Source organism: Methylophaga sp. F7 (assembly GCF_056863975.1).
This window is the reverse complement of sequence record NZ_CM166511.1, coordinates 2,099,887-2,122,862: the sequence shown is the minus strand read 5'-3', so window position 1 is coordinate 2,122,862 and position 22,976 is coordinate 2,099,887. Positions and strand designations below refer to the sequence as shown.

The window sequence follows — 22,976 nt, the reverse complement described above, 5'->3', positions numbered from 1 at the left end:
TTACGAAATTTAATGAGTCAGGCTGAAAACCCCACTATAGAATCCCATTTCGATCCGGTCAGTTTTGTAAAATCACTAACCAGTCGTCCTGGTGTCTACCGTATGCTCGATGCTGAAGGCACGGTCATTTATGTCGGCAAGGCAAAAAATCTCAAAAAACGTGTTGGCAGTTATTTTCGCAGCAGCGGTTTAACCAGTAAAACCCAGGTGATGGTGGCGCAGATCGCGGCGATTGAAACCACTGTCACGCATACTGAAAACGAAGCCTTGATCCTGGAAAATAATCTGATCAAGGAGTTGATGCCTCGCTATAACGTGTTATTGCGGGATGATAAAAGTTACCCATACTTATTGATATCCGGTGATAAATTTCCTCGCTTAAGCGTTCATCGCGGTGCCAAGCGTAAAAAAGGCAAATACTTTGGTCCTTATCCCAGTGCCGGGGCGGTTCGGGAAAGTCTGAATCTATTACAAAAACTGTTTCCGGTGCGTCAGTGCGAAGACAGTTATTATCAAAATCGCAGCCGGCCCTGTCTGCAATATCAAATTAAACGCTGTACTGCGCCCTGTGTAGATTTAGTCTCTGAAAGCGATTATCAAAAAGATGTGCAACACACCATTATGTTCCTGGAAGGTAAAAACCAGCAGGTAATGGATGAGTTGAGCCAGCAGATGGACACGGCGTCACAGAATCTGCAGTTCGAACAGGCGGCTTTTATCCGTGACAAAATCATCAGTTTACGCCGGGTGCAGGAACGCCAGTATGTCAGCTCAATGCAAGGTGATTCCGATGTGCTGGCGGCGATAGTCAGAGATGGTATAGCAGTAGTTGAAGTGAGTTTTGTACGAGGTGGACGTAATTTAGGTAGCAAATCCTATTTCCCTAAAGGGTCGTCGGATTTGACCGAGTCAGAATTACTGGCGGCCTTTATACCGCAGTATTATCTTGGTAAAGACGTGCCGGCGGAAATCCTGCTGAGTCATGAAGTTGAAGAATCACAGCTGTTGCAGGAAGTATTGCAAACCGAATCGGGACATAAAGTCAGCCTGCGTAAGCCGCAACGTGGCCATGCGACACGTTGGTTGCAGATGGCGATGACCAATGCCGATATCAGTCTTACCCAGCGTATCAGCAGTCGCTCCAATTTATTGCAGCGTTTTGAAATTCTGCAGGATGTATTAGAGCTGGATGAAATGCCCAAACGTATTGAGTGTTTCGATATCAGTCACACCAGTGGCGAGCGCACGGTAGCTTCCTGCGTGGTATTTGGCCTGGAAGGCGCAATTAAAAGTGATTACCGTAAATTCAATATCGAAGGCATTACCGGTGGCGATGATTATGCCGCCATGCATCAGGCATTGAGTCGTCGATTTACCCGATTGAATAACGGTGAAGGAAAACGACCGGATTTACTGTTGATTGATGGTGGTAAGGGACAGATTAAAGAAGCGCAGGAAGTGCTGGCTGAGCTGAATTTAAGTGATCTTCCTATCTTAGGTATCGCTAAAGGTCCTGCACGTAAACCTGGTGAAGAAACGTTATTTCTGGTCGGTCGGGCTGGCGAAGTGACCTTATCTGCAGATTCACCCGCATTACATTTACTTCAGCAAGTTCGGGATGAAGCACACCGTTTTGCCATTACCGGTCATCGTCAACGCCGTGCCAAAGCCCGTAAAAGCTCAACCTTGGAAGATATTGCCGGATTAGGACCCAAGCGTAGACAAAAATTATTGCAGCAATTTGGCGGCCTTCAGGAAGTAAAACGGGCAGGGGTTGAAGATCTGCAGAGGGTGGATGGAATCAGTGCTGCTTTGGCACAAAAAATTTACGATATGTTCCATCCGGACAATTAAACACGTCATAGTGCTAACATAAGCGTTATCTATAGCTTATAACGAAACGATTTATGCTGAATATACCTAACTTACTCAGTCTGCTCAGGGTGCTTTTAATACCTGTTCTGGTGGTACTGTATTTTCTTCCCAGTACCTATGCTCCTTTGTGGGCCACCATTGTCTTTGTGCTGGCGGGTATCACGGATTGGCTGGATGGCTATTTGGCTCGAAGGATGAACCTCACCTCGCCCTTTGGAGCGTTTATTGATCCTGTCGCAGATAAATTAATTGTGGTGGTGGCGTTATTGCTGATTCTTTTCAAATCACCAGTATGGTTTATTCTGCTTCCGGTGATTGTCATCGTATTTCGTGAAATCACAATTTCCGCATTACGCGAATGGATGGCTGAAATTGGTGCCCGCCATGTAGTTCAGGTTTCTTCTATCGGCAAATGGAAAACCACATTTCAAATGATCGCTATCGGTTGCCTGATATTCTATAAACCGCTGTTTGGATTACCTGTTTTTGAAATCGGTGTAGGCTTGTTATACATAGCCGCATTACTCACTTTGACCTCAATGATCAGCTACTTGAAAGCAGCCTTGCCAGTGTTGGTAGATAAGGGTTGACAGAAAATATTAAGTGCCTATAATGCACGTCTTCCTAAGCGGGAATAGCTCAGTGGTAGAGCACAACCTTGCCAAGGTTGGGGTCGCGAGTTCGAATCTCGTTTCCCGCTCCAAGAATAAAAAAAGCCGCGGTCAGTCCAAGTTACTACTGCGGCTTTTTAGTCTTGAAACGTAAGAAAAAAGACATACCATGGCTGGGTGGCAGAGTGGTCATGCAGCGGACTGCAACTCCGTTAACGCCGGTTCGATTCCGACCCCAGCCTCCATTTACACATCTCACAACATCCCAAAGCGTCCCTAAAGCCCTGTATTTACTTACGGTTTGGCTTTATCTATGCCTCACAACATCCCAAAAAGAATCTTGACATGTACCACTTAGTGGTGCCAACAATAGTGCCAACTGATGTACCACAAGTGGAGTTGGCACCATGTTGTCCGATATTAAGATCAAATCACTTAAGCCCCAAGAAAAGCTTTATGCCGTAGCTGATGAAAAAGGCTTATCTTTAGAGATATCGCCTAAAGGCGGGAAGTGGTGGCGTTTTAAATATCGTTTTGACGGAAAACAAAAAAGGTTATCCCTAGGCACCTATCCTGATGTCGGTCTCAAAGAAGCCAGAAATGCCCGTGACGATCTCAGAAAGCGTATTGCTGAGGGAGTTGACCCTGCTAATGTCAGGAAGGCTGAAAAGCAGTCTAAAGGCGATCAGAATAGCTTTGAAGTTATTGCTCGTGAATGGCACCACAAATTTAAACCTAACTGGTCTAATGATCATGCCGAGCGAACAATTACACGCTTTGAAAAGAATGTTTTTCCATGGCTTGGTACTCACAATATTAATGGCATTAAAGCTGCTGAACTGCTGGCGGTTGTCCGACGCATTGAGAGCAGAGGCGCATTAGATACAGCTCACAGAACATTACAGCAATGCGGTCAGGTTTTTAGATATGCCGTTGCCACAGGCAGAGCCGAAAGAGATCCATCTTTTGACTTGAAAGGTGCACTACCACCAGCTAGAACTAAACATCACGCATCATTAACAGAACCTAAACAAATAGGCGGGCTTTTAAGAGCAATTAATGAATATGCAGGTTCATTTGTCACAGGCTGTGCGTTAAAGCTTGCCCCTTTGGTATTTGTTCGTCCTAAAGAGCTTAGAAGTGCTGAATGGTCAGAGTTTGATTTAGATAAAGCTGAGTGGCGTATACCTGCCGAAAAAATGAAAATGGGCGTGCTTCATATAATCCCACTATCCCAGCAAGCAATCAGCATCATTCAAGAATTAAAGCCTCTCACAGGCTCAGGACAATATCTTTTCCCATCTAATCGTACCAAGACAAGACCGATGAGCAATAACACTGTAAATGGTGCTTTGCGTCGCTTGGGATATACCAAAGAAGAAATGACCGGACACGGCTTTAGAAGCATGGCCTCAACCATTCTTAATGAGCAAGGCTGGAACCGTGACGCTATCGAAAGACAACTAGCTCACAGTGAGCGTGATGGAGTAAGAGCAGCTTACAACTATGCTGAGTACATGCCAGAGCGTAAAAAGATGATGCAATCATGGGCTGATTATTTGGATGGGCTGGCAACTGGTGCTGATGTCATATCCATAAAAATCCAAAAACAATAATAAACAAAAAATGTTTAAGATGTTGATAATTAATAGTTTATTATTTTACAGGGTGGTGTTCTAAGAATAGATAAAATCCTGCGGAAATAAGCTATATCCTAATTATTGTTCTTTTAGAGCACCACCATTATCCTGACAAAACTGACCAAAACTAACAAAATCGACACTTTTGATTGCTTTTACTTCACAAAATCAACGTACTTTTGGCAAAAATTTAAATATGTGAATAATTAGATGTCATGTTTCACAACGCCCTAAAGGAGGGTACAACATGGCAGAACAAATCTTAAAACTATCAGAGGTAAAGCAAATCACAAAGCTAAGTGGATCGTCACTATACCGGATGATTTCAAGGGCTGAATTTCCTAAACAAATAAAATTATCTCAGCGAAGCTCAGGGTTTTTGAGATCAGAAGTGGAACAGTGGTTACAGGAAAGAATTGAAGCCTCTCGAAGTGATAGTGAGGTGGCCTAATGGATAATTCAAGAGAAGGCCAACGCTTAGCTATTCTGAACTATCTTCATGAGCATGGCTCACTTACTACACTGCAAGCCCGTGATGAGTTGGGGATTATGTCCCCAGCTTCCAGGGTATTGGAGCTAAGAGAGCAAGGCCACAGGATCATTACTCACTGGACAACCTCGGAAGATAGAACGGGAACAAAGCACAGAGAAGGTAAATATGTGCTGTTTAATAGAGACAAGAAAGCCCCAACCACCAGCGACCAAACTAACGGAAAGGGCTTTGCTATTAGCATCAATGATAATAATCGTGCTGGCGGAATAAGACAATCTTCATCTGAAATATAAGGTGAAAATATGTCTGAAACTGCCGAAAAACTTTTACACGGTTTTAACACAGCGGTTTTAACACATAAAAGCAAAGCCAAACCCAGTACGGGCGAGGCTTTGCCTTTTTCCGAAACGGGCCATAAAGGCGGGTTATTTCTAATATCTAAAGATGTTGAAGAAATAAACCAACTAAATAACAAAGGGAAAAAGCAAGCGGCTCGCAAAAAAACGCGAAATCGAAAAACGGTAATGCGTAAGGATATTTTTGAATATCGAGGAAAAAACTACCGTGTTAATTCAGCAAAGTCAGGACTATATGTTGAAACCCTAAAATCAATGATTAACCAGTTTGAATTAGCAGCTCAAAAATGGAGCCGTGTTTTTGTGTTGAGGTTTGATCTTCATACGCACTATTACACTGGAGATAATAAGCGGCTGAGTAAATTTAATAATCGGTTATTCATGCGATTGAGGCGTGATTATGGTTTTAACGAAATTGGTTTTTGTTGGGCAAGAGAGAAGGAGCGAGCAAAATCACAGCATTATCATTTTGTACTCTTCCTTGATGGGCGATTAATCAGGCACTCAAAAAGGATTAATGAGCTAATCAGAAACGCCTGGGATGATGGAACGGGGGCTTATCACGTACCCGTTATCAATCGGCCTTACTACTTTGGCCTAGGTGAGCAAATAACCGATGATGTTATCTATCGGCTATCTTACCTAGCTAAAGCCAGAGGAAAAGGCTACAGAGACAAACAGGCTAAAGATTTTCAATGCTCTCGCATGAAACCCATATCAACCTGATGGCCCGTAAATGATATTGGTCTAGTAAAAGCATGGTTTACAGACTGATTTTAGTTTACCCAGCATTTACGAATAGAGTTAGCTACTTAAACAAGCCACTACCTCAGAAAGGGTAAATGAAGGTTTTTCTGACATCACTACGCGAGAAGAATATTAAAGACTTTCCCTAAACTGTGCTTTGATCCTTTGTACCCATCATTATTCTGTCTAGGCTGGTCTAGGTAGCATCAAACAAAGGGTAAGATTAAGGGAAGGGTCTACACTGGCAATAGGTCGATTAATATTAACTTGCGTATATGAAAAAAGTGAACGCGCCAGAGCTTTTAAAACAAAGGGTTAGGTGCAAAAGTGAACGGCCTTTTGAACGCTTAAAAGCCCAAGATTAACCCCATGCAAAGGTCAAGATTAAGGCAAGGGTATGGTAAAGAAATTATTGGAAATACTTAGACCGTAAAACCAGACAAAACCTGATGTCAGTCATTATGCATTGATAATAAAATGGGCATTTATCGACCAAAATCACACATTAGGAATTGACCCTGTTTTAAACTAATAGCCACCGTTTAATTACCGAGAAATACGTTTAGGTGACAGATACGCGCGCGCGAGGCGATAGGCAAAAATATTCATAAAGATGAACAAAACTAAAACCAAAGCTGAGATTATTGAACAGCTGAAAGAATGGATGAATAACAGAAAGCTGACTGTTACTCATGATCCGCTAGTACCTGAGTGGCTTGCTGTTGAGATGTTGCGGTTAAAGCCCGATGTTTTTGCTGAGATTGTCTTACTCGATGATTGTCCTCTCAAACCCATTTATAAAGCTGGTGGCAGGTTCTATAGGCTTGAGGATATTGCAGAGTTTTATGAAACCTTCTAATAGTCCTTTTATAGTGTCAGAAAACTAGAAAATCTTAATGGGTTTTAGGAGCAATACGCGCGTAGAAGATAAACAGATTTACCTTAGATATAGAGGGTTGAATTTTTGCGCTACAAGCCTATCCCAAAAGAGATTAGCTGTTGATTAGGTTTTCAATAGCTGGGAGATAAAGCAAGCCAGTAAAAAGAAGCGTGTTAGAAAAGTTAAGCATGATGTATTTGGTGCCAACTATAGTGCCAACTGAAAAATATTAATTATGTAAAGCCAATAAAAATGCGCATATACGATGACAATTAGATTGAGACCCCACCTCCATTTTCAGAACAGCATAGAAAAAAATATCTAAGCGCTTATAGCGCTTTTTTTATGCCTGCTGTTTTTAACACACTTCTCAAAGCTATAAGGCTCCTCATATATTTATGAGAAGCCAGTCGAGTTAAAATTCTATTTTGTAACATTTAAGACTTCTCTGTTTCTGAGTTATGTGTGCTTACTAAATAAAGCCAGTCAATAACGGTTTTTTTCTGTCTTATCATTCATCTGACCAAAACGTATTTACCTAAGATGCAAAGTGCCAAACAAGGTCAAACTAAACTGGTTCGTTATTAGTCATACAGGCATACTGCGGTTCTGTTTTTTTATTATTTTGTTGGAGACAACAGTGTTCAGAAAAAAAATCATTTATGTGCCTCTGCTGATAATCGCTATTGCATTGGGTGGAGCCCATGCAGTTGCTAATAATGAGGCAAATCAGGCAGCTCAGGCGTTAGTTGATGAGTTAGTCGCTAAAATTAACCAGAATGGCGTTCAGGTCGAAGTTGGGGAGGTTGTTGCCAACCCCTATACCAAAGATATTACAGTGAATGATGTTCTCATCACTGATGATGCTGATCGTAAACATCAAATAGGGTTACTGACGATAAGCGATATTGAGTTGAACCAGGCGCAGGATTTTATTTATGCGATGGATATTTCAACTGAGGATGCGTTGTTTACCGTTACCGGTGGTGATGGCACGAAACAACAGGAACAATCTTTAGTTGAAGCATTGCGAAACCTGGGTATTAAAGAAGACAAAATTGGTCACAATCAGCATCTGGCTTACCGCTATCATCCTGTTGAGCGCCAACTGACGCTGAATTTGCAGAATCAGTTTTATAATCCCGAGTTAACAGAAAAAGATGCGGCACAGCTGTTTTCGATGAATCTACATACCAACTTTAGTCAGATCCCGGATCTGGAAAGTCAGATGAGACGGTTAAGAAATAATGAGGATATGTCGGCTGTTACAGCAGAATGGATGCAGACTGGTTTGATAACAGCTGCCATAGAGTTTGAAGATGCTGGTGCGTGGCAGCCTTTAATAGAGCAAGGTGCTGAAAGTGCAGGGATGACTACAGAAGAATATAAAGCTGGCTTGAAACTGCAGATTCAGCAACAGTTTTCAGCTTTACAGGCACTTTCACCCGGATTAAGAACACAGTTGATTGAAGCCAGCAGCCAGTTTATTGATAGCGATACACCACAAGTCGAGCTGGATATAAATTCTAAAAGTCCCGAAGGTGCTGGAATATTTCTGGTCTTTATGGCGACGTTGATGTCGCCAAACGCACTTGAAAATTATTTTGATATTCAGGTAGCAGCCGAATAGGTCATGCTTATTATATCCATTTGGCTGAAAGCTTCCCAATAGCTTGTTTTAGCTAGTGTTTCACGGATAGCTACAGGAATTATTCCTCAATCTTTCCTGACCTATTGTTATCATCAAAACAGGCTCTTTATAATGAGAATGGTTGTTATTAAAGCTCAGTATCAAGTTTTGTCCCTGCAACATTAGCAGTTAGCTATCCATGAAGCTTAAGGACTACTTGTTTGTTATGGTTTGCTTGTAACTTTATCCCAGTAACGTTGAAAGGATGAGCATTAATAATGAATCATGTTTAACGCATATTAAACCAACTTAATTTTTCAGCTGATAAAGTTGATGCTCGTTGAGAAGGCAATGTTGCCGGAATTATTGGGAGATCGAAATGAAAAAAAATCGTTTGTTAATTGCTGTGGGATTGTTTGCTTTATTACCATTCACAGCATTTGCCGATGAATGTGATTTAGTGATTGAAGCGACAGATCAAATGACCTACAACACTAAGAAAATGTCAGTTCCTGCCAGTTGTGAAACAGTCAAAGTCACCCTTAAACATATAGGTTCATTGGCTAAAGATATGATGGGCCATAACTGGGTTTTGACCAAGGCAGATGATATGCAGGCAATCGTGAAAGAAGGCGCTGCTGCGGGGCTGGATAATAATTATCTGCCGGAAGGTGATGATCGTATTATTGCCGCGACGGAAGTAATTGGTGGTGGCGAATCGGCTGAAGTTGAGTTTTCTACTGAAGGACTTGCTGATGAAAAACTGACTTTCTTCTGTTCATTCCCTGGGCATAGTGGAATGATGAACGGTCGTTTCAATATCAAATAAGTTCACCTGAAATCCTCCCTCCAGCCAGTGTCTGTTGTTCTTTCAGAGCCACCACTGCCGGAGGGAGGATTTTTTTATTTATATCATTCGTACAAAGCCGGGTCGACTTCTGGCAAAGCTTCGAATTGAGGCCTGGCAAAATAATAACCCTGAAATAAAGCTACGCCTTGATCGCGGATAAATTGAAACTCTTCTATCGTTTCGACACCCTCAGCAATGACTCTTATCTCCAAATCCTTACAGGTCATAATGATTGAGCGGACAATCGATTGTCTGACTTTATCTTTATTAATACCCCGAATCAGTGCCATATCGAGTTTTATAATGTCTGGCTGCCAGTCGGCGAGCAAATTTAAGCCGGCATAACCGGAGCCAAAATCATCAATTGCTGTAGTGAAATTATGCCGTTTGTATTCATCAAAAATATTTTTCAGATGATTATTATCAGTAACCTTTTCCACCTCGGTGACTTCAAACATTAAATTTTTGGTGGGAAAATCCATTAAATCAGCCGCTTCCAAGGTAGCTCGAATGCAGGTTTCCGGACGATAAACGGCATTAGGAAAGAAATTAATGCTGAGCATGCCTTGTAAATCAAGTTGTTTGGCCAGCTGAATGGCTTTCACCCGAATTGTCTGATCAAAGGAATAACGATTGGTGTCATTCAATTTATCCAGAATGGTATAAGCCGGCTCATTATTTATGCCACGAACCAGTGCCTCGTAACCAAAAATCTGTTTTTCCTGAATATTAACAATTGGCTGAAAAGCCATTGAAAAATTGAAGTCCAATCCACCACCTTCTAAACATTTATTACAACCTAAAGGTTTGAAATCGGGTAGTTGATTTGTCATTTGATACTCTTTCTTTGTGTTGGTTATCGTTGGATAGTCATCTGTCATCAGATAAAAATCGTCTGATCAGTTTTCTTTATCGGGTTATTTAAATAATGTTTCAGCTGATAGGCAAATTTGTCAGCATTATCATTCGATAACTTTTCTGGTAGCTCTTGCCTCAGCCGGCGCATATCGCCCTGACTGATATCAATGTATCCCATTGCCCAATTATTAAAAATGTATTTATTGCTAAGGCATATATTAATGAGTTTACAGTCATGATGACGTTCATCATCAAGGATTCTTTTATAGAGAGAGATAACAGCTGTTTCTGGACCTTCGAGCACCTGAATAAAATCGGAATGGTTATAACATAGGATGCCATGAATCTGGATGCGCTGATTATTTTCACGACTCTGATGTAACAATTTCGTTAAATCGACATCGGATAAGCGATTATGGGTTTTACTGGTATACAAAATTCTCAATAAGCTTTTCGTCAAAATACCGCATCCTGTTATCCAATACGAACAAGCTGGTACAACTAGCCTCGTCTTGTTTCAGATTAGTCTATGTCAGAGAATGCATGACGACAAGCTTAAACATGCATCTAACAGACCTGTATCACCTTTCTTGATAACCGTCCTTGAGCTGCTGTATTTTGTCAGGTTAATCAATCTGGACAGTTAATCTTGGGGCAACTGTTATGGGTCAGAGGTTCCAGCAGTAACATCTCCTGAAATGTGGACTGAATATTTTTGTCATCAGGTGCCAATCGTGTCGCACAAGATGCAGAAGCTAACGCAGTTTGATGGCAACCAATGTCTTTCAGGCTATAGGCCCGGTTATTCCACAGAGAAGCGTCGTATGGGAATTGTTCGGTTAATTGACCATAGACAGTATCAGACTTATCAAAACGCTCCTGCTGATAATACAAATTGGCAAGTGCGATTCCTGCCTGCTGATGTTCGCTCCAATGCTCCATCGCAGCGATATAGGCTTGTTCTGCTGTTTTATGCTGTCCGGTCTTTTCAGCATCATAGGCAGTTTGTAACCAGGCCGGCATGTTCGCGGTGGCAGGGATTTGTTCAGGCCTGACAATGACCAGTGCCCAATGATCGGTGCGGGCCCAGGTACGTTCAAAGGTTTTTAATGTTGTTTGCCATCGTTTGGTTTCACCAGAACGCAGAATGAGTTCCTGTGAGTTGATATCAAAACCAATCACCACGGCATAATGCCAGAAGGGTTTCCAGTTATAGCCAAGGTTTTGCATCACTAAAACGGGATTGCCATTCGCCACTTCAGTCAATAAATCGTTCATCTTTGGCGCCAAAGGGTAGGGCATCAAACCTTGTTTTCGAGTTGCCGCAACCATTTCTATCTGCAGGCTGCCTTGTTTCTGTGGAATATAGACCTGGTCAGTTAACTGATCGGGCGTGATATCGACGCCACGATATTGCATCAAGGTTGCTAAGGCAGCCGGACCACACTGATATTGGGTCTGGGGAAAAAGGGCACATCATCGAGCTCGGCCTGAACTGGCTCGAATGGCTGTTGATTCAGAAGATTTGTCTGAGGTGTATGACTGCAAGCGGTCAACAATAAGCTCAGTAATATTAAAACACCCAGCCGAAGCTGGGTGTAGAGAGAGCGATTATCTGTTTGCATAAGCTTAAATCAGATTAACGGACCGGTCTGACAAAAGGGAAAATGTCGGTTGCACCGATAGCGTCAGTAATAACAAACACAACAAAGATAAGTACTATTGCACCGAGTATCCCGCCAGCTGGCATGTCATTAATTTGCTCATTTAACTGGGCAATTTCAAAATCAGTCATGCTGTTGACACGATCCTGAACGGTTTCGGGGGCAACTCCCATTGACAATAGTTGTTGCTGAACATCGTCACGTTCCAGCATTGAAGACAATTGCTCGCGGTCATATGCAGATTGTTGTGATTGAATAACATCAGGCGTGCTGATCATTGCTGCCTGCACCGGTAAGGTGATGCTTCCGAAAAAGCCAAGCAAAGCAATCCACGCAAATACTTTTTGTTTCATACATCCCTCCGTTGATTTAAAAGGCCAAGAACTAGCCTGAATTTCAGCTTACCATGACTACGGTGACAAGAACTATATAAAACCAATTCTATTAACTTCAAGCATCAAAAAAAGCCCTAGTGTGATGAATTACCTTCGATTTTGATTATTTATTAGGTAGAGTTTCTTTATATTTTGCTTGATGGCAAACTTAAGCAAATAAGTTCAACATCAATTTTTTGCTGATGATTGGCTCAATTTGATATTGATTCCCTGAAAAATGAATTCGTTCATTCAACGTATGCGCTATTAATGGAGCTGGTTATTCGCACTAATCAAAGCTTATTGCTTAAACCTTTTACCTTTGTAACGTCTTTTGTGGCGTTTTTGTTTGGTTTGGTTTTAACCTATTTCGTTGCAGGGAAAATGGCTGAGATGGAGTCTGTTCGTTTAGAGGCTGCTTATAACGTCACTTTTAATCAGGCCGTCGATGCCGTGGTCGGAAAAATAAATGCCTATGAGGAAATGCTACGAGCTACCCAGGGCTTGTTTTATGTCTCTCCTGATTTGTCTCGTGAGGATTTTGCCAATTTTTATCAAAGCTTGAAACTGGAAGAAAATTATCCAGGCATTCAGGGACTGGGCTATGTAGTTGCTCTCTCTCCAGAACAAAAACAGATGCATATTAATGCAGTCAGACAATCCGGGATGTTGAGCTATGATATTTATCCTCAGGGAGTGCGTGATAAATATACCTCAAACCTTTATATCGAACCTGTGACCAAGAAAAATATGCGGGCTTTGGGCTTTGATATGTATGCCGATATCACTCGAAGAGACGCCATGGATCGAGCGGTCAAAACCGGCAAGGCAAGCATTACCGAAAAGGTTTTTTTAAAACAGGATGGTTCAGACTCGACCATCAATGGTTTGTTGATGTATCTGCCTGTGTACATCGACGCGAGCGAATCAGACGTTGCCATTGGTAAGCGAACTATTCATTCAGGCTGGGTCTATGCAGTGTTTCGTATTGATGATGTTTTGCAGGATGTGTTGATGACACATAACAATGTCGGCTTGCTGAACATATATGATGATGAAGCCGAAAAATCCGAAAGCCTGTTATTTTCTCAGCCTGGAGTAGCATCTGAAGAGTCATTTAGTTTGCAAAAAAGCTACGAGGTGGGTGGCCGTACCTGGTCATTTGTAGGCCAACCTGATCGGGAATTTGCTGATTCGATCCTGCGTAACAATACAGTGATAACCTGGATAATCGGAATCGTGATTTCCCTGTTATTTGCCCTGGTGATTGCGGCCATTGCGAAAAGCCGGGCAAACGCCATCCGTATTGCTTCCCAAATGACCAAATCCTATCGACAGAATGCACGGAGACTGGCGCTGGCAACAGAGGCGGCTGAAATTGCTATTTGGGAATGGGATGTGGAAACCAATATTATTATGTTCGACAGTATGGCGAGCAAGGTATTTGGTCTACCCAACTCAACTGAGCAAATGGATTACGCGGAATTTGAAAAATTGATTCACGAAGCGGATCTGTTGCCTTTCCGAGTGGCTGTAGAACAGTCCATTCAACAGCATAAATCTTTTGACGTTCGCTCCAGAATACATCATGGTGCTGAGATTCGAATGATTCATACTTCAGCAGAACTCTATTTCAACGATGCTGGACAGCTGCTTTCTCTGGTCGGTGTCAGCTACGACATCACCGAAGACTGGCAGCACCAGAAAAGGATTCTGGAGACTGAGCAACGTTGGAAACACGCTCTCGAGGGCAGTGGAGCCGGGGTCTGGGACTGGGATGTGGCCAATAATGTTGTGGTGTTCTCTGATAAATTACTGGCCATGCTCGGCTATGCTCCGGGTGAAATTATCGGTCAGATGGAACATTGGCTGAAATTAATACATCCTCAGGATATCGAAAGGGTAACGGCCGATATCAACCGGATGTTTAGTGGGGAAAAACCGGAATATCGAAATGAGCATCGTATTCTCAGCAAGGATGGCAGCTGGAAATGGATGCTGGGCAGCGCCACGGTAGCCGAACGTGATGCCGATGGGAATCCGATTCGCGTTATTGGCACCAAAACCGATATTTCATGGCGTAAACAGGCTGAGTTGGCATTGCAACAAAGTGAAGAACGTTTCCGCAATGCGTTTGATACCGCCGCAATTGGCATGGCGATTGTTGGTCTGGATGGTCGTTGGTTGGAAGTAAATGGTGCACTCTGTCGAATGTTGGGATACAGCGAAGAAGAGTTGATGGATAAAACCTTTGTTGATGTCACACATCCAGACGATCTGGATTTGGATCTTGAGTATGTACGGAAATTACTCAATGGGGATCTCGAACACTATCAGATGGAAAAGCGCTATTTTCATAAAACCGGTGATGTCATTTTTGTATTGCTGAGTGTGTCGTTAGTTCGTAATGAAAAGGGCGAGGTCATCCATTTTATTTCACAAATTGAAGATGTAACCGCTCGCAAATCCGAATCGGATCGTATTCGTCAGATGGCATATCACGATACCTTAACGGGGCTACCAAATCGGCGTTTGTTTGATGAACGAATTGGTCATACTCTGGCACATGCGAAACGGGTGGGCTATCCCATTGCGTTGATGTTTGTCGATGTCGACCACTTTAAACAAATTAACGATACCCATGGTCATGATGTTGGGGATGAGATTCTTAAATCTGTTGCTGACAGAATGTCACACTGCTTACGACAGACAGACACCTTAAGCCGTGTCGGTGGTGATGAATTTGTTATTTTACTCACCGAACTCAAAAAGCCAGATGATGCCAAATTAGTGGCAGAGCATATTCTGGAAACGGTATCGAAGCCTTTAAATGTAAATACGCATGACTTTCGTATTACCCTGAGTATCGGGGTAGCAATCTTCCCAGGCGATGCTGAAAACGAAACGGTCAGCGAGCTTACCAAAAAGGCGGACCTGGCCTTATACGAGGTGAAATCTGCTGGACGTAATGGGGTGCATATATTCGGTTCAAATCACCTGATCGCTCAACTCTGACAGCCAGAATAGTCAGGTTAATCTGAGTCCTGTTCTGCCGTCAGCTTGGTTAATTTACGGCGTAACAGGTTGGCAAACATATTCAGTTTGGGTCTTTCGTCATTGGTGAAGGCGACTGGCCGAATATGTTGCATTGCATGGATACCGATTCTGGCCTGATACAAACCCACACCAAATCCCTGGGCCACGCTGCCCAGAATTTTGCCCCCCAAACCAATACCGACCTGTTCAGAAAAGAAACTAATGCCCGCCTGGCTGGCGTAACTGCCAAGTGCAATTTTGCATACCCGTAGATTTAATCGCCATTGAGCTAAGCGATTTAATCTGACGCCATAAATAATATTGATCTGGTTAATCATTTTCAGTGTTTTCCAGACCACTAACAAAGAATCAACAACGGCCAGCTGGCTGACCGCAATCATTGCAGCACTGCTGATACTGGTACGTTCAATAATATGGATTGCCTGGCGGTCCAGCTGCCGGTAGAAATCTTCACTGATACGATAGACAACTTCACTGTCATTTAGATAGTCAGGTAGCTTATCAACACAAGGTTTTAATAAATCAGCCTGTGGCTGACCATCGTAGAAAGTCTCTAGCGAATTCAGCCATTTTTTTGCATTGCCGATATGTTGTTCATGGACCAGTTGAGCAGCCTGTTCGCGGATCTGATCGGCCCGTTTAAGCTGTTTCTGGTTGCGGCGATACACCAGTAATTGCTGTACTACCAGACCTGCTAAGAAAGCTGCGAAGGCACTGAAGGCTAACCCCATCGCTTTGCTTTGTTGCCAGAGCATTTGTGCAAAATCAACTACATCCCAGGCCAACATACCGATTAACAGAATGAACAATGTGACGATCAACCATTTCAAACCACGATTACGGCGCGGCGGTATCAGTAATGTGTCGTCAAAATCGAGCAATGGATCAGTTTCCACCGAATCAGGCAGGTTGACCTCGTTGTTTTCGGAGAGAACTTTGAAAAAGTTTTCAGTTTCCTCGGGGGATATATCCGCTTTTTGCTTAGCTTCCTGTTGTGGTTTAGGTTTAAAAAAATCTTCTGTGGAAGCCATCAGAATTTATCTCCTATCAGATCCCGTAATACTTTATCCATCCGAATATGAGCCAGACGTCCGCCCATTATCAAGTCAGGGTTGAGCGGAGCTCGAAGTACGGGCGGATTCCAGCGTGATAATTGATGCCACTGATCGGGATCAGGCAGTTTGTCGGGAATAGCAGGGTGGCGTAGTTCGCCATATTGTCCATCCAGTAGTCTGGCAGTCAGATGATCATTATGATCATGTGTCGTTCGTACAGCGGCCGCTATCTCCGTTTCGATTTCAATACGATTTCTAACCGATTGTGGGCAGATATGGCTGATTATATCGTCGCACAGACGACGCAAAGATTCGTGCTGATTCATTAAAATTCGATCCGGTTTGGATGCCAGAAACAGAATTTTTTCGACCTGAGGGCTAAATAAACGGTTCAGAAACGCATTATGCCCCACGCGATAGCAATCAATAATCCGGCTGAAAGCAATCACCATATCGTCAAATTTTTCCTTGCCTCCGCTCAAAGCTTTCAGCACATCGATCAATACCACCTGACGATCAATGCCACGGAAAAAAGTTTTATAAAATGGCTGAACAAAGTTTTTCAGATAGGTTTTATAGCGTTGCTGCATGACTTTGTATAAGGAGTCATCATCGGCATTGTCTAATTCTTGCGGGCTGAGCGATTGCAGATTGAACAATGGAATAAACACTGGAAAGTCACTGCTGTCAGGCAATAAAGCCCTCCCAGGTTGAATAAATGTCAAACCTGCTGTTTTACATGTCATCAGAAAACTTCGATAACGAACAAATAATGCTTCAATTTGTTGTTCATCAATTGGGGCGAGCGGATCCAAATCATTAAACTCTTTTTGCATCTCTTCCGCGAGTTGATGACGGATGCCTTTGGAACAAAGTGCAGCAGTATCCATACTCCATTGCCGATAATCTTGCTGCAACATGGCAATGTCGAGCAACCATTCACCTGGATAATCACGTAATTCCAGCGTGAATCGACGGGTTTCTCCTGTAAAGGTCGGCAACATGGATTTCTTTTTGAATTCAATGATTAACCGGCAACCGCTGATATGAGTAGTTGATGGTGGCCAGGCAGGTGGATCACCTGCCAGGGCCTGAATTCCCTGTTGATAATCGAATAGTGGTAAATCATCCAGTGGCTGTAATTCGACATTTAACAGGCGTTCATCTCTGGCTGGCAGGAAGCCTCCCAGATTTGCATTACTGGAATATTTGAGTTGATGAATAAGGCTGGTAATAAAAGTCGACTTGCCACTACCGCTAAAACCGGTAATGCCAATACTCAGATGTTTATCGAGACTGCGCGCCACCCATTTGCTGGCTTGTTGATCAATTCCATCAAGTGTTTTATTGAGGCGCAGACCTAGTTTTTCAATCTTTGAATTCATAGGCATCAGCTTACATCAGACGCTTGCTGTCTGTCTGAATTAAGAAGCAGTTGAACGTTTGTCATGATACATACTGTTATCAGCATGCAGAATCAGCTCATCGGCATCCTTACCATCATGAGGATAACAAGCAATACCAATGCTGGCACTGATATTCAGCATCACGCCATCATTTAATTCATAACCAACCGATAACTGTTCCCGTAGCTTTTCCGAGACTTGCATGGCTTCTTCCAGATTACTGTGGTTAACAATAATGGCGAATTCATCTCCCGCCAGTCTGGCAGCCGTGTCTGACTGACGAATTGATTCACGAATACGTTGTGCCACCAGGATCAACAACATATCGCCATTCAGATGCCCATAGTTATCGTTGACTAGTTTGAAATCATTGAGGTCGATATAAAGCAGGCAAAAGGGCTGTTTATATCGGGCTGATTCGGTAATGGCCTGATTCAGTCGATCATAAAATAAAACCCGATTGGGTAACTGCGTCAGACTGTCATGTGTTGCCTGCCACTGTAGGGCGTTTTCAGATTTTTTACGCTCGGTAATATCAATGACAACAACCAGCATTCTGTCCTCGTTGATTGGCGAAGAGCGGGCCATGAAAAAATGCTGTTTGCCTGACAGATTCAGTTCGTATTCGTAATAATCACTTTCTCCACTACCCAGCGTTTTTTGTAACGCCAGTAACGTCCGCTGCGCCAGAAAGTCAGGTAATGTTTCAGTTATATGTTTATTAATAAAGTCCTGTTCAGACATCAGCAATGGCACACCATCGCCGTGTTCAAAATCAATGATTTTGCCATTTTTATCAATGGTAAACAGCAGATCCGGAATGGCTTTGATAATCGCCTGATTACGCTGATAGCTTTGCTGCAGAGCCGCTTTGCTTTCAATCAGTTGTTTGTTTATATCCAAACGCCGGCCAATTAACCAGGCGGTGGCCAGAATCAGTAACATTAAGGATTGTGCGGTCAAAAAGCTGTTACGGAGATGGGCAAAACGGTAGTTGGAAATTAATTCATCGACTACGGCTCGATTTTCACCGACAAAAACGTGTAACTTCCATTTGGGCAATGTCTGATAGGCAAATTGATAATCACCACTAAAATGCTGATAAATCCCTTCACCGGTTAAGGGTAGTTTGTCTTTATCGCTACGATCTTTTACGTAATCCAGAGTTTGCCCAACTTCGAAGTTTCTATAGGGGACTCGAAATACAACTTCACCTTCTTGATGAACAATCGATGAAAATAGCTGGGCATTGACACTGATACCACTGAGAGCCCATGAAAAGGTTTCGATATCGATAACGGCGGCGATGACCCCTTGAAAATTATCGTTCGAATCATAAAGACCCCGACTGATCACCATAACCGGATCTGAATGCCCCCGGCCAGGAAGCATGGGTTTTGAAGTGAAAACGCCATCCGTTTTTGAGTTCTGATGCACTTTAAAATAGTCTCGCCCGGATAAATCCAGCTGACTACGCTGATGCATGGGATAGCGTAACAGCCCATCCGCATTGATATGCAATAGAGCCTGCATTTCAGGATTATTTTGAGAATATTTCTCAAGGAGATAAGTATGAGGTGCAGAATTTTTAATAAAATCGGGATATGAACTGATCAGTTTCAACGTTTGATCAATGGCTTCCAGTTTAGATTCCAGTAACTGGGTCTGCATCAATGCCAGCAACTGGTTACGTTGCTCGATCTGTTGGTTAATTTGTGAGGAGTAGGCTGATAACTGCGATTGATAATTTTGATAAATGACCAGCAACGTCAACCCAATCAGCACGAAGGTATAAAGCAGTAGTTTGCTATGAATTGGGTAACGTAATCGTAAAACAGGTTTAGCAGACACCGGACAAACCTAATTAGAAACGGCAGTGGCGATCGACGGAAAATGAACTCCGTTCGCTGGATCGAAATAAGAAAAAAGTTGAGTCAATACAAAACAATGGTGTTATCTCAGCAAACAGGACTGTTACATTCTGATTCAAATATATCATTAATTACTAACTGAATTGGATTTGACATGATTAGGTGGCTAACTATAAGCTAGCTATCATGTTACAAGTTAAAGATATTCCTAACGCTGAAATATTACAGAAGTTTGCCGATCGTTACCCGCAAACCGACATTAAAAATGTCATGACATTTTTGAATCTGCTGCGCGTCGGTTCTGATTTGTCTTTGGGATTAAACAGCTATCTTGCGGAATATGACTTGTTACAGGGACGATGGTGGGTTTTGCTATTGCTGATGCGAGAGGATAACCTGAGTTCAACACCCTCAGCGCTGGCTGAAAAAGCGGGGGTTTCGCGAGCCACCATGACCGGTTTATTAGATGGGTTGTTACGCGATAAATTAATCAGTCGCGTGCATGGTAAGCGGGATAGACGGCAGATACTGATTCGAATGACCGTTCTGGGACAGGCAAAACTTGATGAGGTAATGCCTGGTTATTATCAACGTGTAAATCAATTAATGCAGGCGCTGAGCGAAACTGAAACAACCCAACTTATGTCGTTATTGAAAAAAATCTATCAACAACGACATGTTTTTGAAGATGAATCTCATCTTAAATAATGTTCAAAAAAAAGGAATCTCTATGAAATTTTTAAATCGTTTATTACCCTTAAGTCTGCTTATTCTGGCAGTGAGTGCATGCAGTAACCCCGGTGCTGACTATGATGCACAGGAAGTCATTAATTCTGCCAATGAGCAGTGGAATGCTGCTTTCAACGATAAGGATCTCGATGCGTTAACCGAACTTTATGCATCACAAGCCACTTTGTCGCCCGGTGATGGCAATGTGTTGAATAGCCAGCAGGAGATTGCGGCACTGTTTCAGGGCTTTTTCGATAATGGGCTGCACAATCATAATATAACCACTATCGCCACTTATTCATCTGCAGGACAAGTCAGTCAATTGGCTAACTGGTCAGCAGATGTTGAAGGTGAAAATGGTGAAACGATGACATTTAATGGTGTGTTGATGACAGTTCTGCAACAGAACGACCAGGATGAATGGGAAGTCGTTTCACATATCTGGAATATGGCTGAATAAATCCAACAGTCTTTGCAGCAAAAAAGCCGATCTCAATGATCGGCTTTTTTTATGCTTGAGAGTTATTGCAAGGAAAACTTGCCTAGGTCATAAAGGCTATGCTAAAAACCCTATTGATTTTATGGTTTTTATAAGGATATTTCCGGTGAGCGCCTTACTGAAGCAACAAAGACACTCTCTTTTGGAAATGCTGTTTGATCGAGTACATGAAGGCATCATTATTACCAATGCCGATAATATCATTGTTGATGTAAACGATACATTATGTTCCATCACCGGTTATAGCAGAGACGAATTAATCGGCCAACAACCCAATATTCTAAGCTCCGGCAAACAAAGTAAAGCCTTTTACAGCACAATGTGGCAAAGCCTGTCAGATAACGGTTATTGGTCGGGTGAGGTGTGGAACCGTAAAAAAGACGGGTCATTTTATGCTGAAGTGCTGACGATTCATCGCACCACTGATCCGCAGACGGGTGAGATGTTTCATTTGGGACTGGTTTCTGATATCACCATGTTAAAGCAGCATCAGGCCGAACTGGAGCGACTGGCGCATTATGATGCGTTAACCGCTTTACCTAATCGAAATCTGCTGGTGGATCGCTTTGAACAGGCCATCGCCCATAGTAATCGTACGCAAACATTATTAGCGGTATGTTTTCTGGATCTGGATAACTTTAAACCCGTTAACGATGAGTTGGGACATAACGCCGGTGATGAATTACTGATTGAAGTCGCGCAGCGTATCAAGAGCATGTTGCGACAGGATGATACCGTTTCCCGTTATGGTGGCGATGAGTTTGTCATGTTGCTTGGTGAAATCAAAAACCGTCAGGATTGCGAACTGTTGCTGCACCGATTAACTGAAGAGCTAAGCCGACCCTATCTGATTGAGCACAATACCATCCGCATCAGTGCCTCGATTGGTTATACCGTTTATCCATTTGATCAGGGTTCGATGCAAACCCTGATCGAGCACGCTGATCAAACGCTGTATAAAGCAAAACTGGACGGTAAGAAAACCTTTCGCATGTATGAAACAGGGAACGAAGCCTGGCGTGATGAAAAAACCGAGCAGCTTTATGCTATTCGCCGGGCTTTGAGTGAAAACCAGTTTCAGTTACACATGCAGCCAAAAATCAATATGTGCAGTGGGGAAGTGGTCGGATACGAAGCACTGATTCGCTGGTTGCATCCTGAAAACGGACTGGTGTTTCCGCAACAGTTTTTGCCTTTAATTAACGGCACATCGTTGGAAATTCAGTTAGGTGAGTGGGTCATTCGTCAGGCGTTGAGTTATTTACAACAATGGCAGGCCGACTCTAAACAATGGAATATCAGCATCAACCTGTCGGCCTATCATCTTGGAAGTAATGGTTTTTTAAAGAGACTTGGCGAGATCGTTAATGAGTTTCCAGCAGTGGATTTACAGTATTTCCAATTTGAGATTCTGGAAAGTCACGCTCTGGATGATCTCAGTCTGATCGTTGATGTGGTCCGTCGTTGCAGGGATGAATTCTCTATTGCAACAGTGCTGGATGATTTTGGTACAGGATATTCATCACTGAGCCATATCAGGACTTTGCCAGTATCTGCGGTAAAAATTGATCAGACATTTGTGCGGAACATGTTAAATGATGTGGATGACTGCAAAATTGTAGAAGGTGTTATTGCACTGGCCAGATCATTTGATTTGGAGGTTATTGCAGAAGGCGTAGAGTCACTGCGCCACGGTCAGATTTTGCTCTCAATGGGCTGTGAACTGGCTCAGGGCTATGTGATTGCCAAACCGATGCCAGTGACGGAATTAACGCATTGGAAGCAACAATTTGAATTGCCTGAAGAATGGTTCAGTTATCGCTATCATCGCCAGCATTTGAAATGGACACAGTTAAACCTGTTTTATTTGTATCTGGAATTAAGCCTGGAAAGCCTTGAACAGCGTTTTGATGTGGACCCCGAAGAACTTGAACTGTGGCCAATTCTCTCAATTAAACAATCGCATTGTGGTGTCTGGTTGGAGCGAACAGAAAATCTCCAACTTATTGATAAAGAATGTCTGCAAATTCTAAAAGAAAAATATCGAAGTTTTCATCATCTGTTAACCATGACGATTAAACTCTATCAAGCCGGTAAAAAACAAACGGCCATGCAGAATTTCCAATCGCTCAGAACACGTTATCAGGATATGCATCAATTTGTTCATGCCAAACTAATGCAAATGCAGCCCGCTGAGTTGAATGCGGACAATTTGCAGGCCTTAACAAAAAATTAGGGCCATTGTCGCTTTGGTCAGCCTCTGAAAGAACAACAAGCCTTGGGCTGATTGCAATAGAAATGGGGATGAAAGAGCAATAGCCACTAGGATCCTTACTCCAAATTCACTATGATTAAAAACTTTGTTTAATAACAGGCTGGCC

21 protein-coding genes and 2 tRNA genes are annotated in these 22,976 nt (G+C 42.7%); 15 read left to right on the top strand and 8 right to left on the bottom strand.

Going from position 1 to position 22,976, the window contains the following annotated elements; genetic code table 11:
* Window positions 1-12: 12 nt before the first annotated feature.
* The 11 genes from uvrC to azu all read left to right on the top strand — a co-directional run bounded on the left by uvrC (window position 13) and on the right by azu (window position 9,061).
* Window positions 13-1,854: an excinuclease ABC subunit UvrC gene (gene uvrC, locus AC08OG_RS10655; RefSeq protein ID WP_292411545.1), complete on the top strand. Its 1,842-nt coding sequence runs from the start codon at window positions 13-15 to the stop codon at window positions 1,852-1,854.
* A 53-nt stretch (window positions 1,855-1,907) separates the two neighbouring features.
* Window positions 1,908-2,465, top strand: coding sequence for a CDP-diacylglycerol--glycerol-3-phosphate 3-phosphatidyltransferase (pgsA, locus tag AC08OG_RS10650; protein ID WP_318988020.1), 558 nt, complete (start codon window positions 1,908-1,910; stop codon window positions 2,463-2,465).
* A gap of 38 nt (window positions 2,466-2,503) precedes the next feature.
* Window positions 2,504-2,578: transfer RNA gene (locus AC08OG_RS10645), tRNA-Gly, on the top strand.
* A 79-nt stretch (window positions 2,579-2,657) separates the two neighbouring features.
* Window positions 2,658-2,731: transfer RNA gene (locus AC08OG_RS10640), tRNA-Cys, on the top strand.
* A 162-nt stretch (window positions 2,732-2,893) separates the two neighbouring features.
* Window positions 2,894-4,102, top strand: coding sequence for a tyrosine-type recombinase/integrase (locus AC08OG_RS10635; RefSeq protein ID WP_482929479.1), 1,209 nt, complete (start codon window positions 2,894-2,896; stop codon window positions 4,100-4,102).
* A 271-nt stretch (window positions 4,103-4,373) separates the two neighbouring features.
* The gene (locus tag AC08OG_RS10630) at window positions 4,374-4,577 is read left to right on the top strand and encodes a helix-turn-helix transcriptional regulator (protein ID WP_482929478.1); all 204 of its coding nucleotides are present in this window, start codon (window positions 4,374-4,376) and stop codon (window positions 4,575-4,577) included.
* Window positions 4,577-4,912, top strand: coding sequence for a helix-turn-helix domain-containing protein (locus AC08OG_RS10625; protein ID WP_482929477.1), 336 nt, complete (start codon window positions 4,577-4,579; stop codon window positions 4,910-4,912). Before AC08OG_RS10630 ends, AC08OG_RS10625 begins: the two co-directional genes overlap by 1 nt.
* A gap of 9 nt (window positions 4,913-4,921) precedes the next feature.
* Window positions 4,922-5,701, top strand: a complete 780-nt coding sequence (locus AC08OG_RS10620; RefSeq protein WP_482929384.1) for a YagK/YfjJ domain-containing protein — start codon at window positions 4,922-4,924, stop codon at window positions 5,699-5,701.
* Between the two features lie 634 nt (window positions 5,702-6,335).
* Complete coding sequence (locus AC08OG_RS10615; RefSeq protein WP_482929476.1) at window positions 6,336-6,581, top strand: hypothetical protein; 246 nt, start codon at window positions 6,336-6,338, stop codon at window positions 6,579-6,581.
* Between the two features lie 661 nt (window positions 6,582-7,242).
* The gene (locus AC08OG_RS10610) at window positions 7,243-8,232 is read left to right on the top strand and encodes a hypothetical protein (protein WP_439503849.1); all 990 of its coding nucleotides are present in this window, start codon (window positions 7,243-7,245) and stop codon (window positions 8,230-8,232) included.
* Between the two features lie 379 nt (window positions 8,233-8,611).
* Complete coding sequence (gene azu / locus AC08OG_RS10605) at window positions 8,612-9,061, top strand: azurin (RefSeq protein ID WP_292399568.1); 450 nt, start codon at window positions 8,612-8,614, stop codon at window positions 9,059-9,061.
* Between the two features lie 83 nt (window positions 9,062-9,144).
* Here the strand turns inward: azu and AC08OG_RS10600 are convergent, their stop codons facing one another.
* The 5 genes from AC08OG_RS10600 to AC08OG_RS10580 all read right to left on the bottom strand — a co-directional run bounded on the left by AC08OG_RS10600 (window position 9,145) and on the right by AC08OG_RS10580 (window position 11,957).
* Window positions 9,145-9,915 (bottom strand): EAL domain-containing protein, encoded by a 771-nt coding sequence (locus AC08OG_RS10600; RefSeq protein WP_292412863.1) that lies wholly within the window; start codon window positions 9,913-9,915, stop codon window positions 9,145-9,147.
* 47 nt (window positions 9,916-9,962) lie between these two features.
* Complete coding sequence (locus AC08OG_RS10595; protein WP_482929475.1) at window positions 9,963-10,400, bottom strand: BLUF domain-containing protein; 438 nt, start codon at window positions 10,398-10,400, stop codon at window positions 9,963-9,965.
* Between the two features lie 170 nt (window positions 10,401-10,570).
* A complete protein-coding gene (locus tag AC08OG_RS10590) occupies window positions 10,571-11,359 on the bottom strand; it encodes a PA2778 family cysteine peptidase (protein WP_482929474.1) in 789 nt (262 codons plus the stop codon).
* An 8-nt stretch (window positions 11,360-11,367) separates the two neighbouring features.
* A complete protein-coding gene (locus AC08OG_RS10585; RefSeq protein WP_482929473.1) occupies window positions 11,368-11,565 on the bottom strand; it encodes a hypothetical protein in 198 nt (65 codons plus the stop codon).
* A 14-nt stretch (window positions 11,566-11,579) separates the two neighbouring features.
* Window positions 11,580-11,957 carry a DUF6627 family protein gene (locus AC08OG_RS10580; RefSeq protein ID WP_292355742.1) on the bottom strand — a complete coding sequence of 126 codons (378 nt, stop codon included), beginning with the start codon at window positions 11,955-11,957 and terminating at the stop codon, window positions 11,580-11,582.
* Window positions 11,958-12,248: 291 nt separating this feature from the next.
* Here AC08OG_RS10580 and AC08OG_RS10575 point away from each other — a divergent pair, with 291 nt between their 5' ends.
* Window positions 12,249-14,993: a sensor domain-containing diguanylate cyclase gene (locus AC08OG_RS10575; protein WP_482929472.1), complete on the top strand. Its 2,745-nt coding sequence runs from the start codon at window positions 12,249-12,251 to the stop codon at window positions 14,991-14,993.
* A gap of 17 nt (window positions 14,994-15,010) precedes the next feature.
* On the opposite strand, the gene AC08OG_RS10570 is transcribed toward AC08OG_RS10575, so the two are convergent.
* From AC08OG_RS10570 to AC08OG_RS10560, 3 genes are read right to left on the bottom strand one after another with little or no spacing between them, the layout of a single operon-like run.
* Window positions 15,011-16,066 carry a TIGR01620 family protein gene (locus AC08OG_RS10570; protein ID WP_292399555.1) on the bottom strand — a complete coding sequence of 352 codons (1,056 nt, stop codon included), beginning with the start codon at window positions 16,064-16,066 and terminating at the stop codon, window positions 15,011-15,013.
* Window positions 16,066-17,475, bottom strand: a complete 1,410-nt coding sequence (locus tag AC08OG_RS10565; protein WP_292399553.1) for a YcjX family GTP-binding protein — start codon at window positions 17,473-17,475, stop codon at window positions 16,066-16,068. Before AC08OG_RS10565 ends, AC08OG_RS10570 begins: the two co-directional genes overlap by 1 nt.
* Before the next feature lie 39 nt (window positions 17,476-17,514).
* The gene (locus AC08OG_RS10560) at window positions 17,515-19,347 is read right to left on the bottom strand and encodes a sensor domain-containing diguanylate cyclase (RefSeq protein ID WP_482929471.1); all 1,833 of its coding nucleotides are present in this window, start codon (window positions 19,345-19,347) and stop codon (window positions 17,515-17,517) included.
* Between the two features lie 206 nt (window positions 19,348-19,553).
* Here AC08OG_RS10560 and AC08OG_RS10555 point away from each other — a divergent pair, with 206 nt between their 5' ends.
* The 3 genes from AC08OG_RS10555 (at window position 19,554) to AC08OG_RS10545 (ending at window position 22,831) form a co-directional block, all read left to right on the top strand.
* Window positions 19,554-20,075, top strand: coding sequence for a MarR family winged helix-turn-helix transcriptional regulator (locus AC08OG_RS10555; protein ID WP_292399548.1), 522 nt, complete (start codon window positions 19,554-19,556; stop codon window positions 20,073-20,075).
* A gap of 22 nt (window positions 20,076-20,097) precedes the next feature.
* Window positions 20,098-20,556, top strand: coding sequence for a YybH family protein (locus tag AC08OG_RS10550; protein ID WP_482929470.1), 459 nt, complete (start codon window positions 20,098-20,100; stop codon window positions 20,554-20,556).
* A 145-nt stretch (window positions 20,557-20,701) separates the two neighbouring features.
* Complete coding sequence (locus tag AC08OG_RS10545; RefSeq protein WP_292399545.1) at window positions 20,702-22,831, top strand: putative bifunctional diguanylate cyclase/phosphodiesterase; 2,130 nt, start codon at window positions 20,702-20,704, stop codon at window positions 22,829-22,831.
* The last annotated feature ends 145 nt before the right edge of the window (window positions 22,832-22,976 follow it).